This is a genomic window from Rhodococcus sp. Leaf247 (assembly GCF_001426185.1).
GTDB lineage: Bacteria > Actinomycetota > Actinomycetes > Mycobacteriales > Mycobacteriaceae > Rhodococcoides.
Genome location: NZ_LMRP01000001.1, coordinates 418,351 through 434,306, shown reverse-complemented (window position 1 = coordinate 434,306; position 15,956 = coordinate 418,351). Strand labels below are relative to the sequence as shown.

Genomic DNA, 15,956 nt, shown 5'->3' with positions numbered 1-15,956 from the left:
CCTGAAAGAGTGTCACCCGTGCTGATCGATCTCCACACCCATTCCACGTCCTCCGACGGAACCGACACGCCGGCCGAGTTGATCGCCGCGGCGACGGCGGCCGGTCTCGACGTCGTCGCGCTGACCGATCACGACACGACGCACGGGTGGGACGAGGCGCAGGCCGCGGTGGAGTCCACACCCGGCGGCCCGATCCTCGTGCGGGGTATGGAGATGTCGTGTCAGGGCCGCGGTGAGGACGGCGATCCGGTCACCGTGCATCTGCTGGCGTACCTGTTCGACCCGACCCACACCGCCTTCGCGCAGGAGCGCAGCCGTCTGCGTGCGGAGCGCGAGGTGCGGCTGCGCAGGATGATCGACCTCATGGCCGCCGACGGGTACGACGTCGACGCGGACACGATCCTCGCCGCGGCGGGCCCGTCCGCCGGACGACCACACCTTGCTCGGGCCCTGGTGGCGGCCGGTGTCGTCGAGACGGTGAACGACGCGTTCGCGGACCTCCTGAAGACCGGCGGCAAGTATTACGTCGAGAAGGCGGACACCCCTCTCGACGTCGCCGTGGCAATGGTGGCCGAGGCCGGGGGCGTGCCCGTCATCGCCCACGCCCGCGCCCGCAAGCGTGGCCGCCTGCTGCACACCGATCACATTCTCGAGCTGGCCAGGGGAGGACAGCTCGGCGGACTCGAGGTCGATCACCCCGACCACAGTCCCGAGGACGCCGACGCGCTGCGGGCCATTGCGGAGCGGTACGGACTCGTCGTCACCGGGTCGTCGGACTATCACGGGACGAACAAGACCACGCCGATCGGCGCCCGCAGCACGGCGGTCGACCAGTTCGAGAAGCTGGTGGCCAAGGCCGCCGGTGTTCCCCCGATCCACCCGGACGGTCGCCGATGAGGGCGCTCAGCGGATCCGTGGCAGCGGGCCTGATCGTCCTGACCGCGCTGGTGGTGGCCGCCGCCGTCATCGGTGGCGACCGCGGTTTTCCGGGCCCCGGAACCGCATCGATCGCCTGGCACGTGGCCGCCTGCGTCGCGGCTCTGGTCCTGCAACGGGTCGCCGACCACCGGGCGCGCGGAGTCTCGTTCCTCGGGTCCGTCGGAGTCCTCGTCGTGGCGGGCGCTCTGCTGTGGACCCAGTGGTGGGGCTGATCGGCTCCCGCACCGATATGGCAGACTGATTTCACTCTTCGATCACCGCTACCGCGCCGTGATCGACTTCGGCTACCGCTTCGCCGGTGCCGCGTTTGCCGGCTCACCCGCCGCGCGCAGGGTCTTACACTCGTATCCCAGCATGTCCCTCCCCGCGCCGAGCGCGGACCGAGAAGGAGCGCCGCCGTGACTGCCGCAACCGACCGACCCGACACGCCCGACGTCGGCAACACCGCCGAGGCCATTGCCTCCATCACCGACGAGGAGATCTTCCTCAGCCACGTCGGGGGCAAGCTGAGCGTGGAGCTCACCGCTCCGCTCGAGACCAAGCGGGATCTCTCGATCGCCTACACACCGGGCGTCGCCCTGGTGAGCAGGGCCATCGCCGAGGACCAGGAGCTGGTGAACAAGTACACCTGGACAGAGCGCCTCGTCGTCGTCGTCAGTGACGGCTCGGCCGTTCTCGGACTGGGCGACATCGGTCCCCGCGCGTCGCTCCCCGTGATGGAGGGGAAGGCGGCGCTGTTCAAGAAGTTCGCCGGCCTCAATTCCATCCCGCTCGTTCTGGACACCAACGATGTCGACGAGATCGTCGAGACGTTGATCCGGCTGCGCCCGAGTTTCGGGGCCGTGAACCTCGAGGACATCTCGGCTCCGCGGTGCTTCGAGATCGAGAAGCGTGTGATCGAGGCGCTCGACTGCCCGGTCATGCACGATGACCAGCACGGCACGGCCATCGTGGTCCTCGCGGCACTCAAAGGTGCTGTGCGCGTGCAGAAGCGCGACCTCGAGGGTCTCAAGATCGTCATCTCCGGTGCGGGTGCAGCGGGAGTGGCGTGCGCCAACATCCTCCTCGCGGCGGGAATCTCCGACGTGGTGGTGCTGGATTCCAAGGGCATCGTCAGCGCGGATCGTGGCGACCTCAATCCTGTCAAGGTCGAACTGGCTGCCCGCACCAATCCGCGCTCCCTCAGTGGTGGCGCCGCGGAGGCGCTCGACGGTGCCGACGTCTTCCTCGGGGTCTCCGCAGGCAAGATCGCGCACGACCTGGTCGCGTCGATGGCGGAGGGGTCCATCGTGTTCGCGCTGTCCAACCCGGACCCGGAGATCCACCCGAAGGATGCGAAGAAGTACGCCGCGATCGTCGCCACGGGTCGCAGTGACTTCGCCAATCAGATCAACAACGTCCTGGCGTTCCCCGGCGTCTTCCGCGGAGCCCTCGACGCGGGCGCCCGCCGCATCACCGAGAACATGAAGCTCGCTGCGGCGGAAGCGATCCTGTCGGTGGTGGGGGACGATCTGAGTGCCGACATGATCGTTCCGAGCCCGCTGGATCCGCGGGTGGCACCGGCGGTGGCCGCGGCGGTCGCCGCCGCAGCCCGCGCCGACGGTGTCGCCTGAGTCAGACCGAGGATTTCTCGACGCGGGGCGCGCGACGCAGGCGCCCCGTGCCGGGAGTCGACGCCCAGACCGCCAGCGCCAGCAAGCCGTCGACGACGAGCGCCAGCACTGCCACGAGGATGGCCCCCACCACGACGCGGTCGTAGCTGTAGAGCGCCAGACCGTCGAAGATGTACCGGCCGAAGCCTCCGAGGTTGACGAATGCCGCGACCGTGGCCGTGGCGATGACCTGCAGAGTGGCGTTCCGGATGCCGCCGAGCAGGAGAGGCAACGAGTTGGGGATCTCGACTCGGAACAGCACCTGGCGTTCCGTCATGCCCATGGCGCGGGCGGCGTCCACGACGGTGGCATCGACATTGGCGACGCCGGCGTAGGTTCCGGCCAGGATCGGCGGAATGCCCAGCAGCACCAGCGCGACCAGCGGGGGGACCAGTCCGAGTCCCAGCAGCAGGACGAGAAACGTGAGCACACCCAGCGTCGGCAGCGATCGGAGGCTGTTGACCAGTCCCACGAGCGCGACCTCGCCGCGTCGGAGGTGCCCGATGATCAGACCGAGTGGCACCGCGACCACCGCGGAGAACAGAACGGCCAGCAGGCTGTAGTACGCGTGCTCACCCAGACGGGTAGCGATGCCGGTCCCGCCCGACCAGTTCGCGCCGTCGAGGATGTACGCGACGGCATCGGAGAAGATGCTCATGCGCGCACACCTTTCGCTCGGCGAGTGGTCGATCCGGCGCGAGTCCACGGGGTCAGGGCGCGGCCGATCAGGAACAGCATGGCGTCGAACACCAGGGCGAGGGCCACGATCGCGATGATGCCGGCCAGGATCTGGTCGGGGTAGTCACGCTGGTAGCCCTGGGTGAACAGCTGGCCCAGCCCGCCGATTCCGATGACCGACCCGACCGAGACCATCGAGATGTTGGTGACCGCGACGACGCGGATGTTGGCGACGAGGACGGGCAGTGCCAGGGGCAGTTCGACCGTGGCGGCGCGGCGGATCCGGCCGAATCCCATCGCGGTGGACGCGTCGACCACCGCGGGGGAGACGGAGTCCAGTGCCTCGGGCACTGCCCGCACCAGAAGCGCCGTCGAGTACACGGTCAGCGCGATCACCACGTTCAGCGGATCGAGCACCCGAAGGCCCACGATGAGCGGGATGGTGACGAACAGTGCCAGCGAGGGAATGGTGAACGCGACACTGGCGACCACCAGAGTGAGCCGGCGCAGCCAGCTCACCGTGCGCACGGCGGCGCCGAGCGGCACCGCGATCACGAGACCGATCAGCAGGGGAACCAGCGACAGGTACAGGTGCGTGCGGGTCAGTCCCAGAACGATGTCGACGTTGTCGACGAGCCAGCGCATCAGGGTTGCTCGAAGTAGCGTCGACCGCGCTCGCGATCCTCCGACTGCCGCTGCTCGGCCAGGAGCGCGACCACTTCGGTCGCGTCGATCCCGCCCACGACGGCGCCGTCGGCATCGACGGCGACACCGACTCCCGACGGGGACGAGATGGCGGCATCGAGAGCCTGCCGAAGGTCACCGGACGGCGGGAACAACGACCCCCCGGCGGATGTGCATCGGTCGAGGTCCTGCCCGGCGCGCAACGCTTCGAGACCGGTGACGTCCATCCATCCGCGGGGTCGACCGTCTCCGGTGACGATCAGAACCCATTGCCCGGCATCGAGTCTCACGGACGACGCGTCCCCGGGGGACGACGTGGTGATGGGGTGCAGATCCACCTTCTCCGCATCGCGGAAGGACAGTCCGCGATATCCCCTGTCCCGACCGACGAACGACGCGACGAAGTCGGTGGCGGGCGAGGACAGGACCACCTCGGGGGTGTCGTACTGCTGAAGCTTTCCGCCCGTACCGAACACCGCGATGCGGTCACCGAGCTTGATGGCCTCGTCGATGTCGTGGGTGACGAAGATGATCGTCTTCTTCAGATCTGCCTGCAGACGCAGCATCTCGTTCTGCAGATCCTCGCGCACCACCGGGTCCACGGCACTGAAGGGCTCGTCCATCAGCAGGATCGGCGGATCCGCAGCCAGTGCGCGGGCGACGCCGACACGCTGCTGCTGACCACCCGACAGCTGCGCCGGATACCGCGTGGCCATGGACAGATCGAGGCCCACCCGCTCCAGGACGTCCATCGCTTCGCGACGGGCGTCCTTTCGGGAGCGGCCCATGAGCACGGGCACGGTGGCGACGTTGTCGACGACGGTGCGGTGGGGGAGCAGACCGGCACTCTGGATGACGTATCCGATGCCGAGTCTGAGCTTGACCGCGTCGACGGCCGAGATGTCCCGGCCGTCGACGGTGATCGTTCCCGACGTGGGATCGATCATGCGATTGATCATCCTCATCGAGGTCGTCTTGCCGCATCCCGACGGTCCGACGAACACAGTGAACGAGCGGTCCTCGATGACGAGATCCAACCCGTCGACCGCAGTGGTTCCGTCGGGGTAGCGCTTGGTGACGCCCTCGAACGAGATCACGAGACCGGCTTGTCCAGACCCTGTTCGACGACCCATGCGCTCGCTGCTGCGGCGGGCTCCGTCTTCGCGGTGCCCGACACTTCCTGGTTCAGCGCCAGAAGCTCCACCGTGGTGAGCTTCGCCGACACGGCGTCGAGCACGGCGGTGAGCTTGTCCGACTTCTTGGACGAGTTGTAGACCGGAACGACATTCTGGGCCGGGAAGTTGTTGTCCGGGTCGCCCAGTGCGACGAAGTCGTTCTCCACGATCGCGGGCGTGGTGGTGAACAGATTGGCCGCGTCGATGTCTCCGGCCGCCAGTGCTGCCACGGTCGCCGGACCGCCACCGTCGGAGATGGGGACGAAGTTGGCCGCCGGGATGTCGACGCCGTACTTGTCCCGCAGGCCGGGCAGGCCGACCGGACGCTCCGCGAACTCGGGCGGTCCGCCGAACTTGACCTGGCCCGCGTAGGGAGCGAGGTCGGCGATGTTGGTGAGGTTCCACTTGGTCGCGGTGTCGCGGGTGACGACGACGGCGTCCTTGTCCTCGCCGGGCGCCGGCGTGGACGCCAGCAGGTCGTCGCTGAGCGCGGAGGTCAACGCGGTGTTCACGTCCTCCGGGGCCGTGGCGGTGGCAGCGGGGTCCAAGTACAACAACAGGTTCCCGGTGTAGTCCGGGATGAGGTCGATGGAACCGTCGCGGACGGCGGGGATGTAGGCCTCGCGGCTGCCGATCGACAGTCGCGTGCTGGCATCGAAACCGTTGGCCTTCAAAGCGTCGGCGTAGATGTTGGCGATGATCTCGGACTCGGTGAAGTTCGCGGAACCGACGACGATGGTGTTGGGGTCGCCCCCGCTGCCACCCTCACCGCCGCTGCTCAAGGGATCCGAGTCGCCGCCACAGGCGGACAGAGTGAGTGCTGCAGCGGCCACCAGAGCGGTGGCGGCGACGCGCACGGAACGTGAGGTGGTGCGACGTGTCGTGTTCACTGCTCGAGTGTAACGATAGGTGCCGACACCGGCCCGTTTTCGGTACGGGCGACGACGAGAGAAGGGCCGGGCTCCGGACGTGCGTGGATCGAAGGTCGCCGCGGTGCTGGTGTCGCTGGTGCTGTCGGCCGGTTGCTCGTCGGCCTCGGTGGACGAGTCGAGAGCCACCGTCGACGCCCTGGTGGTCGCGGACACGGGAACTCCGGTCCAGAGCGTCCTGGCCCACATCTATGCCGGAGCGCTGACGCGTGACGGCATGGCCGCGTCGGTGATGCCGGTGGACGATACGGCCGCGGCACTGACCGGACTCGACGACGCGTCGCTCTCGATGCTGCCGGGTTTCACGGGATCGCTGGTGCGGCAACTGGATCCGTCGTCCGACGCGCGTGATGCGGACGATGTCTACGCGGCACTGGCTCGTGCACTGCCGGAATGGTTGTCCGTCGGCGACCAGGGACTGGCCGGGAACGGGCCGACCGTGTCCGTTCCGTCAGCCGTCGGTGCGACGCTCGAGGAGGCGACCGTCTCCGCGCTGGCGCCCGAGTGCGAGACGCTCTCCGCGGACATCGATCCCGCGGTGGACGACACTGGCATCCGCGCCGTGTTGGACGAGGTCTACGACTGTCGGCTCGCGGCATCCGACGGTGGCCCCGCCGTCACGGTTCGCGATGCGACCGACCGGCCGTCCGATCCGCAGTCGACCGATGTGGTGCTCGCCGACGACCGTGACGGCTTCGTCGCGGAGAACGTGGTGCCGTTGTTCCGCAAGGGCTCCGTCGACGACGAGTCCGCACGCCGGTTGCAGGTGATCGCCGGGGAATTGACCACGGCGGACCTCGCCCGGATGGTGGAACGTGTACGCGCGGGCGAGGATCCGTCGGCGATCGCCCGGAACTGGCTGGGCGAGCAGTCCTTCTGACAGGTTCTTTCGTCCGATCAGGCAGAGAAGCGTTCGCGGACGAACGTTCCGATCTCCCGGACCGCGGCATCGGCTTCCGCCAACAGAGTCGCCTGCAGGTGGGCCACGTGCCACAGATCCTGCAACTCCGAACACCGAACGTCGACGCCGGCGGTGGTCAGCGCGTCCACGAACCGCAGGATCTGAGGACGCAGGATCTCTCCGGCCGACACCTGGACGAGAGTGGCCGGGAAACCGGTCAGGGTTCCTCGTGTCGGCGCGTAGCGGGGATCGGTCGGGTCTCCGTCGCCGAGATACTGGCGGGCCGAGTTCTGCAACCACCGGGCATCGAGGAGGAAGTCCCGCGGCGCGGGGAAGTCCTGGTCGTTCGGATCCGCCCACGGGGAGATCATGGCGAGGGACGACGGGGGAGTGCCGCGGTCCACCAGCGCCTGTGTCGTCGCCGCAGCAAGGCCGCCGCCGGCCGAATCACCGACCACCGCAATGCGATCCGGAGTGAAGCCGTGATCGGCGACCAGGGCGTCGAAGACGGCGAGAGCGTCGTCGAGTGCCGCGGGACACGGATGCTCGGGCGCCAACCGATAGTGCGGCGCGACGACGACCGCACCCGAGTCGCGGGCGATCGACGATGTGACGACGCGGTGAGTCAGCGGTGAGCCCACCGTGTACGCACCGCCGTGCAGGTACAGGACGGCGGTGCTTCTTTCGGTGGCCCCCACGGTGACTCGTTCCACAGGCACACCGGCCATCCGCTCGCTGCGCACGACCGTCCCCTCCCAGAGAGGGAGCGATCGCGCGGACGCTTCGAGCAGGAACCGTTGCGCGGGGACAGGCACGCGCGGGTTGAGCGCGATGCGGAAGACGGGCTTCAACGCCCGTGACACCACACCGAGGGGGAGGACCGTGGGGCGCATATCGGCCTGTTCCTACGCTGCCGGCCGAGGCAGGACGCGCGAGGACAGTTTGACGATGATGTCCTGGTAGCGCGATCCCGTGATGCGTGCGAGAGCGTCGAGTGCGCGGGCATCGTTGCCGATCAACACGCGCGCCTTGTTCTTCTCGACGCCCTTCAGGATGACCAGGGCGGCCTGCTCGGGCGTGGTCTTGGCCAGGCGGCGGTCGAAGAACTCCGCCACCGACTTCTGGTCCTGACCCTCCGCGACCGTCGCGTTACGGGCGATCGCGGTCTTGATGCCGCCGGGGTGCACGCACGTCACGCGCACCGGGTGCCGCGCGATCAGCATCTCCTGGCGGAGCGCCTCGGTGAACCCACGCACCGCGAACTTGGCTGCATTGTAGGCGGACTGGGACGGAATGGACAGCAGGCCGAAGAGGCTGGAGACGTTGACGACGTGGCCGTCACCGGACTCGATCAGGTGCGGCAGGAACGCTTTCGTGCCGTTGACGACTCCCCAGAAGTCGACGTCGATGACGCGTTCGAAGTCCTTGAACTCGGACTTCTCCACATCACCGTGGAACGCGATGCCCGCGTTGTTGTAGACCTGGTTCACCGCACCGAAGTGCTGACGAACGGTGTCCGCGTAGTCCATGACGCTGCCACGCTCACTCACGTCGAGGTGGTCGCTGCGGACGTCCGCCCCCCGCTCGGTCACCGCGGCGACGGTGGCGGCGAGGCCGACCGAGTCGACGTCGGACAGGGCGAGACGCGCTCCCCGTGCGGCGAGCTCGAGGGCCAACGCGCGGCCGATCCCGGACCCGGCTCCGGTCACCACGGCGACGCGGCCTCGGAATTCGCTCATCGTGAGATCACTTTCTCGTCGTCGTTGTCGGTCGTGCTGGCGGTCGGGGAACCGTCCACGGCCGCCACCGGGCGGGACGTGGACCCTGCCGACACGGAATCGTAGGCGTCGAGATCGAAGTTGCGGGTGATCCGGCGGAACTCGAAGGTGAAGTCCGGCCACAGGGTGGTGTTGTTGCCGTGCTTGTCGAGGTACCAGCTGGCGCAGCCACCGTTGAGCCACACCGTCTTGCCCAACTTGGCCTGGAGGTCGGCGTTGAACCGGTCCTGGACGTCGCGGCGCACCTCCACGACACCGAGATCGTGCTTGTCGATCGTGTTGAGTGCGTCGATGACGTAATTGAGCTGCGACTCGATCATGAACACCATGGAGGTGTGTCCGAGGCCGGTGTTGGGGCCGACCAGGAAGAACAGGTTCGGGAATCCGGCCACGGTCGCGCCCTTGTATCCCTGCTGACCGCGCTCGTCGAAGACGTCGGCCAAGGAGCGCCCGTCCTTGCCGATGATGCCGGCGAACGTGGGGGAGTCGGTGACATGGAAGCCGGTGGCGACCACGAGTGCGTCGATGGGACGCTCCGTACCGTCGACGGTCACGATGGAGTTCGCGCGGATCTCACGGATTCCGTCGGTCACCAGGTCGACGTTCGGTCGGTCCAGGGCCGGGTAGTAGTTGTTCGAGATCAGCATGCGCTTGCAGCCGATCCGGAAATTCGGCGTGACCTTCTTGCGCAGCTCTGGATTGCGGATGCCCTTGGCGATCTGCCGGCGTGCGATGAACTCGAAGGCCTTCATGAGCTTGGGCACCCTGGTCAGGCCGACGACCTGCGTCTCACGGGCCGCGTAGATGCCGGTGCGGGAGAGCTTCTGGTACCCCGGAACGTGCTTGAACGCGAACTTCTCGAGCCGGGTGTACTCGCGGTCGAATCGCGGCAGGACCCACGGGGCGGTGCGCTGATAGACATCGAGATGCTTCACCGTCGACGCGATGGCCGGGACGATCTGGATCGCGGAGGCGCCCGTGCCGATGACGGCGACGCGCTTGCCCGCGAGACTCGCGTCGTGGTTCCAGCGGGCGGAGTGGAAGATCTCGCCCTGGAAGTCGCCGATGCCGGCGATGTCGGGCAGGTTGGGCTCGCACAGTGCGCCGACGGCGGACACGACCTTCTTGGCCGTGAAGTTGCCCTTGGTGGTCGCGATGTCCCACTGCGAGGTGGTGGTGTTCCAGCGGGCGGACTCGACATGGCAGTCGAAGACGTGACGGTCGTACACGCGGTACTGCCGTGCGACACCCTCGATGTACTTCTGAATCTCGGCCTGCCGCGAGAAGGACCGGGTCCAGTCGGGGTTCAGGGCGAACGAGTACGAGTACAGGTGCGACGGCACGTCGCATGCCGCGCCGGGATAGGTGTTGTCGCGCCATGTGCCGCCGACATCGCTGCCGCGCTCGAGAACGAGGAAGTCGGTGCTGCCTTGCTGCGTCAGCTTGATCGCCGCGCCCAGCCCGGCGAAACCACTGCCGATGATGATCGTGTCGACGTACCGTGCAGCAGTCCCGGTGTCTGTTACTGGAAGACTCATGAAATGAGAATAAGGGCTTACTGAGTGTGAGTCAACAGTTGTTGACCGTTGTTCAGTAAGATGAGTGAATGGACAGCGTGAAGCGAACGCGGCTCAACCCCGAGCAACGGCGGGCCCAGCTCATCGAGCTGGGTGTGGAGATGCTCTCCGAGCGCACACTCGACGCCATCTCGGTCGAGGACATCGCCGACCAGGCCGGCGTCTCCCGCGGTCTGCTCTTCCACTACTTCACCTCCAAGCACGACTTCCACGTCGCGATCGTCGATCACACCAGTAGAGAGATGCTCGCGTCGACCGAGCCGCCGGAGGGTTTGGACCCGCTCACGACGCTGGCGGTCGCGCTCACGTCGTACGTCGACTACGTCACCGCACACCGATCGACCTACGTGTCACTGCTCCGCGGCACCGCCAGTGGGGACCCGGACATGAGGGCGGTGTTCGAGCGCACCCGCGACGTCATGGTCGAACGAACCGTGGGTCAACTCCCGCTCCTGGGCATCGAGACGACTCCTCGGATCGAGCTCGCCATCCGCGGGTGGGTGGCGTTCTGCGAGGAGGTCACCATCACCTGGTTGAGCCGAGAGGACCTCGATCGGGACGAGCTGATCGAGCTCCTGGTTCACGCGCTGCCCGCCGTAGCCCTCGGTCCCGACGGGGCGACGGAGTTGTCCGCGGCCCGTTCCAGCGCAGTAACGTAGGCCACGACACCCGCGCTTCGCGCGGACAGCGGCATGAGAGGACGGCCTTCGATGGGCGCGCAGATCACTATTCCGACCGAGACGCGGCACTCAGGAATCCTGGGGATCGGCGCGTACCGGCCCGAGCGAGTGGTGACCAACGAGGAGATCTGCAAGACGATCGACTCGAGTGACGAGTGGATCCGTACCCGCACCGGCATCGAGTCGCGTCGCTTCGCAGGGGAGAACGAGAACGTCGTCTCGATGTCCATCGAGGCAGGTCGGCGCGCTCTGGAGAACTCGGGCATCAGCGCCGAGGAGATCGGGTGCGTCATCATCGCGACGTCGACCCACCTTCTGTTGACGCCCCCCGCGGCGTCGATCATCGCCGACGCGTTGGGTACCGGCGGTCCCGGCGCCTTCGACCTGGGAGCGGGCTGCGCCGGATTCTGCTACGGCCTCGCGCTCGCCTCCGACATGGTCCGGGCGGGGACGTCGGACAAGGTGCTGGTCATCGGAACCGAGCACCTGTCCGTCACGACACGCCCGGACGACCGCGGAACCCGCATGATCTTCGGCGACGGCGCGGGCGCCATGGTCGTCGGCCTCACGGACGAGCCCGGCATCGGACCTGTCGTGTGGGGATCGGACGGATCACAGTCCGACGCCATCAAGCAGGACAAGGATTGGCTGCAGTACTTCGCCGATCTGAAGGAAGACCCCAACGCCGACCGTCCGTGGATCGCCATGACAGGCATCGCGGTGTTCCGCTGGGCTGCGTTCGAGATGGCGAAGGTCGCCCGTGAAGCGCTGGACAAGGCCGGCGTGAAGGCATCGGAACTGGACGTCTTCGTTCCGCATCAGGCCAATTCGCGCATCACGGACCTCCTGGCGAAGAGCCTCGAACTCGCCGAGGACATCCCGGTGGCTCACGACATCGCCGAGGCGGGCAACACCTCCGCCGCGTCGATCCCGCTCGCGGTGGAGGAAGTCCTCCGCACCGGCAAGGCGAAGAAGGGCGACACCGCCCTGTTGCTCGGATTCGGTGCGGGTCTGTCCTTCGCCGGACAGGTCGTCACGTTGCCGGAGGCGCCGAGCGCCTGACAGCCTCGGCCTGAAACATCAGGCGGCACAACGACAACCGGGCCGCACCTCCTTCGAGGTGCGGCCCGGTTCGTGTTCGGTGTGTCTACTTGCCGTTGAAGGCGGTGTCGATGATCTCCGCCTGCTCGACCGCGTGGACCTTGCTCGAACCCGAGGACGGTGCGGACATCGGGCGTCGTGAGACGCGCTTGATGCCGGACAGACGCTCGGGAAGGAGCTCGGGGAACGCGAGTCCGAACGTCGGCCACGCACCCTGGTTGGCCGGCTCCTCCTGGACCCACCGGTACTCGGTGGCATTGGGGTAGCCGTCCAGCGTCTCCGCGATCCGACGGTTCGGGATCGGGTAGAGCTGCTCGACGCGCACGATGGCGACGTCGTCGCGCGAGTTCTTCTGCTTGTAGGCGAGAAGCTCGTAGTAGAGCTTGCCGCTCACCATCAGCACCCGCTCGACCTTCTTGCGATCGCCGTCACCGGTGTCGTAGGTCGGCTCGTCGAACACCGAGTGGAACTTGCCGTCGGTGAAGTCCTCGATGTTGCTGACCGCAGCCTTGTTGCGCAGCATCGACTTCGGCGTGAACACGACCAGGGGCCGCTGGATGCCGTCACGGGCGTGACGGCGCAGCAGGTGGAAGTAGTTCGCGGGAGTCGACGGCACGGCAACCGTCATCGAGCCCTCGGCGCACAGCTGGAGGAACCGCTCGATGCGACCGGACGTATGGTCCGGACCCTGGCCCTCGTGGCCGTGCGGCAGCAGCAGCACGACGTCGGAGAGCTGGCCCCACTTGGCCTCACCGGACGAGATGAACTCGTCGATGATCGACTGCGCGCCGTTGACGAAGTCGCCGAACTGCGCTTCCCACAAGACGAGCGCGTCCGGGTTGCCCACGGAGTAGCCGTACTCGAAGCCGACCGCCGCGTACTCGCTCAGCGCGGAATCGTAGACCAGGAACTTGCCCGGATCGTCGCTGCCCAGGTTGTGCAGCGGCGTGTACTCCTCGCCGGTCTTACGGTCGATGATGACCGAGTGGCGCTGCGTGAACGTGCCGCGGCGGGTGTCCTGACCCGACATGCGCACGAGCTTGCCCTCGTCGATGAGCGTGCCGAGAGCCAGCAGCTCGCCGAACGCCCAGTCGACCTTGCCCTCGTAGGCCATCTCGCGACGCTTGTCCAGGACCGGCTGCACGCGCGGGTGCACGGTGAACCCGTCCGGCACGTTGACGAACGCGTCGCCGATGCGGTGCAGGACCGACTTGTCCACCGCGGTGGTGAGCTTGGTCGGCAATTGCTGGTCGAGCTCGACCGACTCGCTGGGCTCCGGGGTGTACTTCTCGAGTTCGCGCACCTCGTTGAAGACGCGTTCGAGCTGACCCTGGTAGTCGCGGAGAGCGTCCTCCGCCTCCTTGAGGCTGATGTCGCCACGACCGATGAGCGACTCGGTGTAGCTCTTGCGGACGCTGCGCTTGGTGTCGATCACGTCGTACATGGCCGGCTGCGTCATCGAGGGATCGTCACCCTCGTTGTGGCCGCGACGGCGGTAGCAGATCATGTCGATGACGACGTCCTTGTGGAACTTCTGACGGAAGTCGACCGCCAGTCGAGCCACCCAGGCGCACGCCTCCGGGTCGTCACCGTTCACGTGGAAGATCGGCGCGCCGATCATCTTCGCGACGTCGGTGCAGTACTCGCTGGACCGCGAGTGCTCCGGCGCCGTGGTGAAGCCGACCTGGTTGTTGACGACGATGTGCACGGTGCCGCCGGTGCGGTAGCCGCGTAGCAGCGCGAGGTTGAGCGTTTCCGCCACCACACCCTGTCCCGCGAAGGCTGCGTCGCCGTGCAGCATCAGCGGCAGGACGGAGAAGCCGTCGGACGAATCGCCCTTGTTCAGCATGTCCTGCTTGGCGCGGACCAGACCCTCGAGGACCGGGTCCACCGCCTCGAGGTGCGAGGGGTTGGCCGTGAGCGAGACCTTGATGTCGTTCTCGCCGAACATCTGGATGTAGTTGCCCTCGGCGCCGAGGTGGTACTTCACGTCGCCCGACCCGTGTGCCGCGGCCGGGTTCATGTTGCCCTCGAACTCGGTGAAGATCTTCGAGTACGGCTTGCCGACGATGTTGGCGAGCACGTTCAGGCGGCCGCGGTGCGGCATGCCGATGACGACCTCGTCGAGGGCATGCTCGGCGGACTGGTCGATGACCGAGTCCATCATCGGGATGACCGACTCCGCACCCTCGAGCGAGAAACGCTTCTGTCCGACGTACTTCGTCTGCAGGAACGTCTCGAAGGCCTCGGCAGCGTTCAGCTTGCTCAGGATGTACTTCTGCTGAGCGACCGTCGGCTTGACGTGCTTGGCCTCGACGCGCTCCTGGAGCCACGCCACCTGGTCGGTCTCGAGGATGTGCGTGTACTCGATGGCCGCGTGCCGGCAGTACGAGTCGCGCAGCACGCTCAGCACGTCGCGCAGCTTCATCTTGTCTTCGCCGTGGAAGCCGCCGACCTTGAACTCGCGGTCGAGGTCCCACAGGGTCAGATCGTGGCTGATCACGTCGAGGTCCGGGTGCATCCGGAACTTGTCCTTGGTGAACATCAACGGATCGGTGTCGGCCATGAGGTGGCCGCGGTTGCGGTACGCCGCGATGAGCTCGAGCACTCGCGTGTTCTTGTCGACGGTTCCGGTCGGCAGGTCCCGACGCCAGCGGATGGGCTCGTACGGGATGGCCAGACCATGGAAGATCTGGTCGTAGAACTCGTCGCTGATCAGCAGGTTGTGGATCGTGCGCAGGAAATCGCCCGACTCCGCACCCTGGATGAGGCGGTGGTCGTACGTCGAGGTCAGCGTCATGAGCTTGCCGACGCCCATCTCGGCGATGCGCTCTTCGCTCGAGCCCTGGAACTCGGCCGGGTACTCCATGGCGCCGGCGCCGATGATGGTGCCCTGCCCGTTCATCAGGCGGGGAACCGAGTGCACGGTGCCGATGGTGCCGGGGTTGGTGAGCGAGATGGTGACGCCGCTGAAGTCGGCTGCCGTAAGCTTGCCGTCGCGGGCACGGCGCACGACGTCCTCGTACGCGGTGTGGAACTGGTTGAACGTGAAGTTCTCGCAGCCCTTGATCGCGGCGACGACGAGCGAGCGTGACCCGTCCTTGCCCGGCAAGTCGATGGCGAGGCCGAGGTTGGTGTGCGCCGGGGTGATCGCGTTGGGTTTGCCGTCGATCTCCGCGAAGTGCCGGTTCATGTTGGGGAACGACTTCACGGCCTGGACGATGGCGTACCCGAGCAGGTGGGTGAAGGAGATCTTGCCGCCGCGTGTGCGCGCCAGGTGGTTGTTGATGACCAGACGGTTGTCGATCATCAGTTTGGCGGGGATCGCGCGAACACTGGTGGCCGTCGGGATCTGCAACGACGCGGCCATGTTCTTGGCGACGGCCGCAGCAGCTCCACGGAGCACCTTCGACGTGTCTTCCTCGGGGCCGTCCGACTCCGGCTTCGGCGGCGGCACTGCCGCGGACTTCTTGTCCGCGGGGCCGGCGGCTGCCGTCGATTTCGCAGGGGCGACCTTCGGAGCGGGCTTCGTCACGGGCTTGCTCTCTGCCTTGGGAGCGGGGGCGGGTTCCGCCTTCGGCGTGTTCTCTGCCTTCGGGGCGGGCTTGCTCGCCGGCTTGTCGGCCTTGGGTGCAGGCTCGGCTTGCGGTGTGGCAGAGGTGGACTCACTGTCGGTCGCGGGATCGCCGCCACCGTTCTGTTCGGGGGTGTAGTCAGCGAGGAACTCGTGCCAGCTCTCGTCGACCGACGACGGGTCGGTCTTGAAGCGCTGGTACATTTCGTCGACCAACCACTGATTTTGTCCGAACTGTGTTGTAGAGCTGCTGCTCACGGCAGGTGTTCGCCTCGTTTCCTTCTTGTT

14 protein-coding genes are annotated in these 15,956 nt (G+C 67.0%); 6 read left to right on the top strand and 8 right to left on the bottom strand.

Annotated features, from left to right (window positions below; translation table 11 throughout):
• Positions 1 to 18 precede the first annotated feature (18 nt).
• From ASG64_RS01945 to ASG64_RS01935, 3 genes are all read left to right on the top strand, one after another.
• Complete coding sequence (locus ASG64_RS01945; RefSeq protein ID WP_056069514.1) at positions 19 to 897, top strand: PHP domain-containing protein; 879 nt, start codon at positions 19 to 21, stop codon at positions 895 to 897.
• Positions 894 to 1,151 carry a hypothetical protein gene (locus tag ASG64_RS01940; RefSeq protein WP_056069511.1) on the top strand — a complete coding sequence of 86 codons (258 nt, stop codon included), beginning with the start codon at positions 894 to 896 and terminating at the stop codon, positions 1,149 to 1,151. Before ASG64_RS01945 ends, ASG64_RS01940 begins: the two co-directional genes overlap by 4 nt.
• Before the next feature lie 243 nt (positions 1,152 to 1,394).
• On the top strand, positions 1,395 to 2,552 hold the full coding sequence (locus ASG64_RS01935; protein ID WP_156388313.1) for an NAD(P)-dependent malic enzyme: 1,158 nt from the start codon (positions 1,395 to 1,397) through the stop codon (positions 2,550 to 2,552).
• 1 nt (position 2,553) lies between these two features.
• On the opposite strand, the gene ASG64_RS01930 is transcribed toward ASG64_RS01935, so the two are convergent.
• Genes ASG64_RS01930 through ASG64_RS01915 form a run of 4 tightly spaced genes read right to left on the bottom strand, consistent with a single transcriptional unit; the run spans position 2,554 to position 6,018 of the window.
• Entirely contained in the window at positions 2,554 to 3,249 is a 696-nt protein-coding gene (locus ASG64_RS01930; RefSeq protein WP_042574693.1) for an ABC transporter permease, read from the bottom strand.
• Entirely contained in the window at positions 3,246 to 3,914 is a 669-nt protein-coding gene (locus ASG64_RS01925; protein WP_056069508.1) for an ABC transporter permease, read from the bottom strand. Before ASG64_RS01925 ends, ASG64_RS01930 begins: the two co-directional genes overlap by 4 nt.
• Complete coding sequence (locus ASG64_RS01920; RefSeq protein WP_056069505.1) at positions 3,914 to 5,050, bottom strand: ABC transporter ATP-binding protein; 1,137 nt, start codon at positions 5,048 to 5,050, stop codon at positions 3,914 to 3,916. The genes ASG64_RS01925 and ASG64_RS01920 overlap by 1 nt, the downstream gene beginning before the upstream one ends.
• Positions 5,047 to 6,018 carry an ABC transporter substrate-binding protein gene (locus ASG64_RS01915; protein ID WP_042574690.1) on the bottom strand — a complete coding sequence of 324 codons (972 nt, stop codon included), beginning with the start codon at positions 6,016 to 6,018 and terminating at the stop codon, positions 5,047 to 5,049. The genes ASG64_RS01920 and ASG64_RS01915 overlap by 4 nt, the downstream gene beginning before the upstream one ends.
• Before the next feature lie 79 nt (positions 6,019 to 6,097).
• Between ASG64_RS01915 and ASG64_RS01910 the strand changes: the two genes are divergently transcribed.
• Positions 6,098 to 6,937 carry a glycine betaine ABC transporter substrate-binding protein gene (locus tag ASG64_RS01910; RefSeq protein WP_056069502.1) on the top strand — a complete coding sequence of 280 codons (840 nt, stop codon included), beginning with the start codon at positions 6,098 to 6,100 and terminating at the stop codon, positions 6,935 to 6,937.
• A 17-nt stretch (positions 6,938 to 6,954) separates the two neighbouring features.
• On the opposite strand, the gene ASG64_RS01905 is transcribed toward ASG64_RS01910, so the two are convergent.
• The 3 genes from ASG64_RS01905 to ASG64_RS01895 are packed head-to-tail and all read right to left on the bottom strand — an operon-like array spanning position 6,955 to position 10,274.
• Positions 6,955 to 7,851 (bottom strand): alpha/beta hydrolase, encoded by an 897-nt coding sequence (locus tag ASG64_RS01905; protein ID WP_056069498.1) that lies wholly within the window; start codon positions 7,849 to 7,851, stop codon positions 6,955 to 6,957.
• A gap of 12 nt (positions 7,852 to 7,863) precedes the next feature.
• Positions 7,864 to 8,697: an SDR family NAD(P)-dependent oxidoreductase gene (locus tag ASG64_RS01900; RefSeq protein ID WP_042574688.1), complete on the bottom strand. Its 834-nt coding sequence runs from the start codon at positions 8,695 to 8,697 to the stop codon at positions 7,864 to 7,866.
• Positions 8,694 to 10,274, bottom strand: coding sequence for a flavin-containing monooxygenase (locus tag ASG64_RS01895; RefSeq protein WP_056069494.1), 1,581 nt, complete (start codon positions 10,272 to 10,274; stop codon positions 8,694 to 8,696). Before ASG64_RS01895 ends, ASG64_RS01900 begins: the two co-directional genes overlap by 4 nt.
• A 68-nt stretch (positions 10,275 to 10,342) precedes the next feature.
• Between ASG64_RS01895 and ASG64_RS01890 the strand changes: the two genes are divergently transcribed.
• Together ASG64_RS01890 and ASG64_RS01885 are read left to right on the top strand one after the other, a co-directional pair.
• On the top strand, positions 10,343 to 10,972 hold the full coding sequence (locus ASG64_RS01890; protein ID WP_042574686.1) for a TetR/AcrR family transcriptional regulator: 630 nt from the start codon (positions 10,343 to 10,345) through the stop codon (positions 10,970 to 10,972).
• 51 nt (positions 10,973 to 11,023) lie between these two features.
• Positions 11,024 to 12,055: a beta-ketoacyl-ACP synthase III gene (locus ASG64_RS01885; protein ID WP_042574685.1), complete on the top strand. Its 1,032-nt coding sequence runs from the start codon at positions 11,024 to 11,026 to the stop codon at positions 12,053 to 12,055.
• Between the two features lie 85 nt (positions 12,056 to 12,140).
• On the opposite strand, the gene ASG64_RS01880 is transcribed toward ASG64_RS01885, so the two are convergent.
• Entirely contained in the window at positions 12,141 to 15,926 is a 3,786-nt protein-coding gene (locus tag ASG64_RS01880; RefSeq protein WP_082043053.1) for a multifunctional oxoglutarate decarboxylase/oxoglutarate dehydrogenase thiamine pyrophosphate-binding subunit/dihydrolipoyllysine-residue succinyltransferase subunit, read from the bottom strand.
• Positions 15,927 to 15,956 lie beyond the last annotated feature (30 nt).

Excerpts from the sequence above, each read along its gene's own strand:
- ASG64_RS01940 (WP_056069511.1), top strand. The coding sequence starts at position 894 with ATGAGGGCGCTCAGCGGATCCGTGGCAGCGGGCCTGATCGTCCTGACC.
- ASG64_RS01930 (WP_042574693.1), bottom strand. The coding sequence starts at position 3,249 with ATGAGCATCTTCTCCGATGCCGTCGCGTACATCCTCGACGGCGCGAAC.
- ASG64_RS01925 (WP_056069508.1), bottom strand. The coding sequence starts at position 3,914 with ATGCGCTGGCTCGTCGACAACGTCGACATCGTTCTGGGACTGACCCGC.
- ASG64_RS01905 (WP_056069498.1), bottom strand. The coding sequence starts at position 7,851 with ATGCGCCCCACGGTCCTCCCCCTCGGTGTGGTGTCACGGGCGTTGAAG.
- ASG64_RS01900 (WP_042574688.1), bottom strand. The coding sequence starts at position 8,697 with ATGAGCGAATTCCGAGGCCGCGTCGCCGTGGTGACCGGAGCCGGGTCC.
- ASG64_RS01895 (WP_056069494.1), bottom strand. The coding sequence starts at position 10,274 with ATGAGTCTTCCAGTAACAGACACCGGGACTGCTGCACGGTACGTCGAC.
- ASG64_RS01890 (WP_042574686.1), top strand. The coding sequence starts at position 10,343 with ATGGACAGCGTGAAGCGAACGCGGCTCAACCCCGAGCAACGGCGGGCC.
- ASG64_RS01885 (WP_042574685.1), top strand. The coding sequence starts at position 11,024 with ATGGGCGCGCAGATCACTATTCCGACCGAGACGCGGCACTCAGGAATC.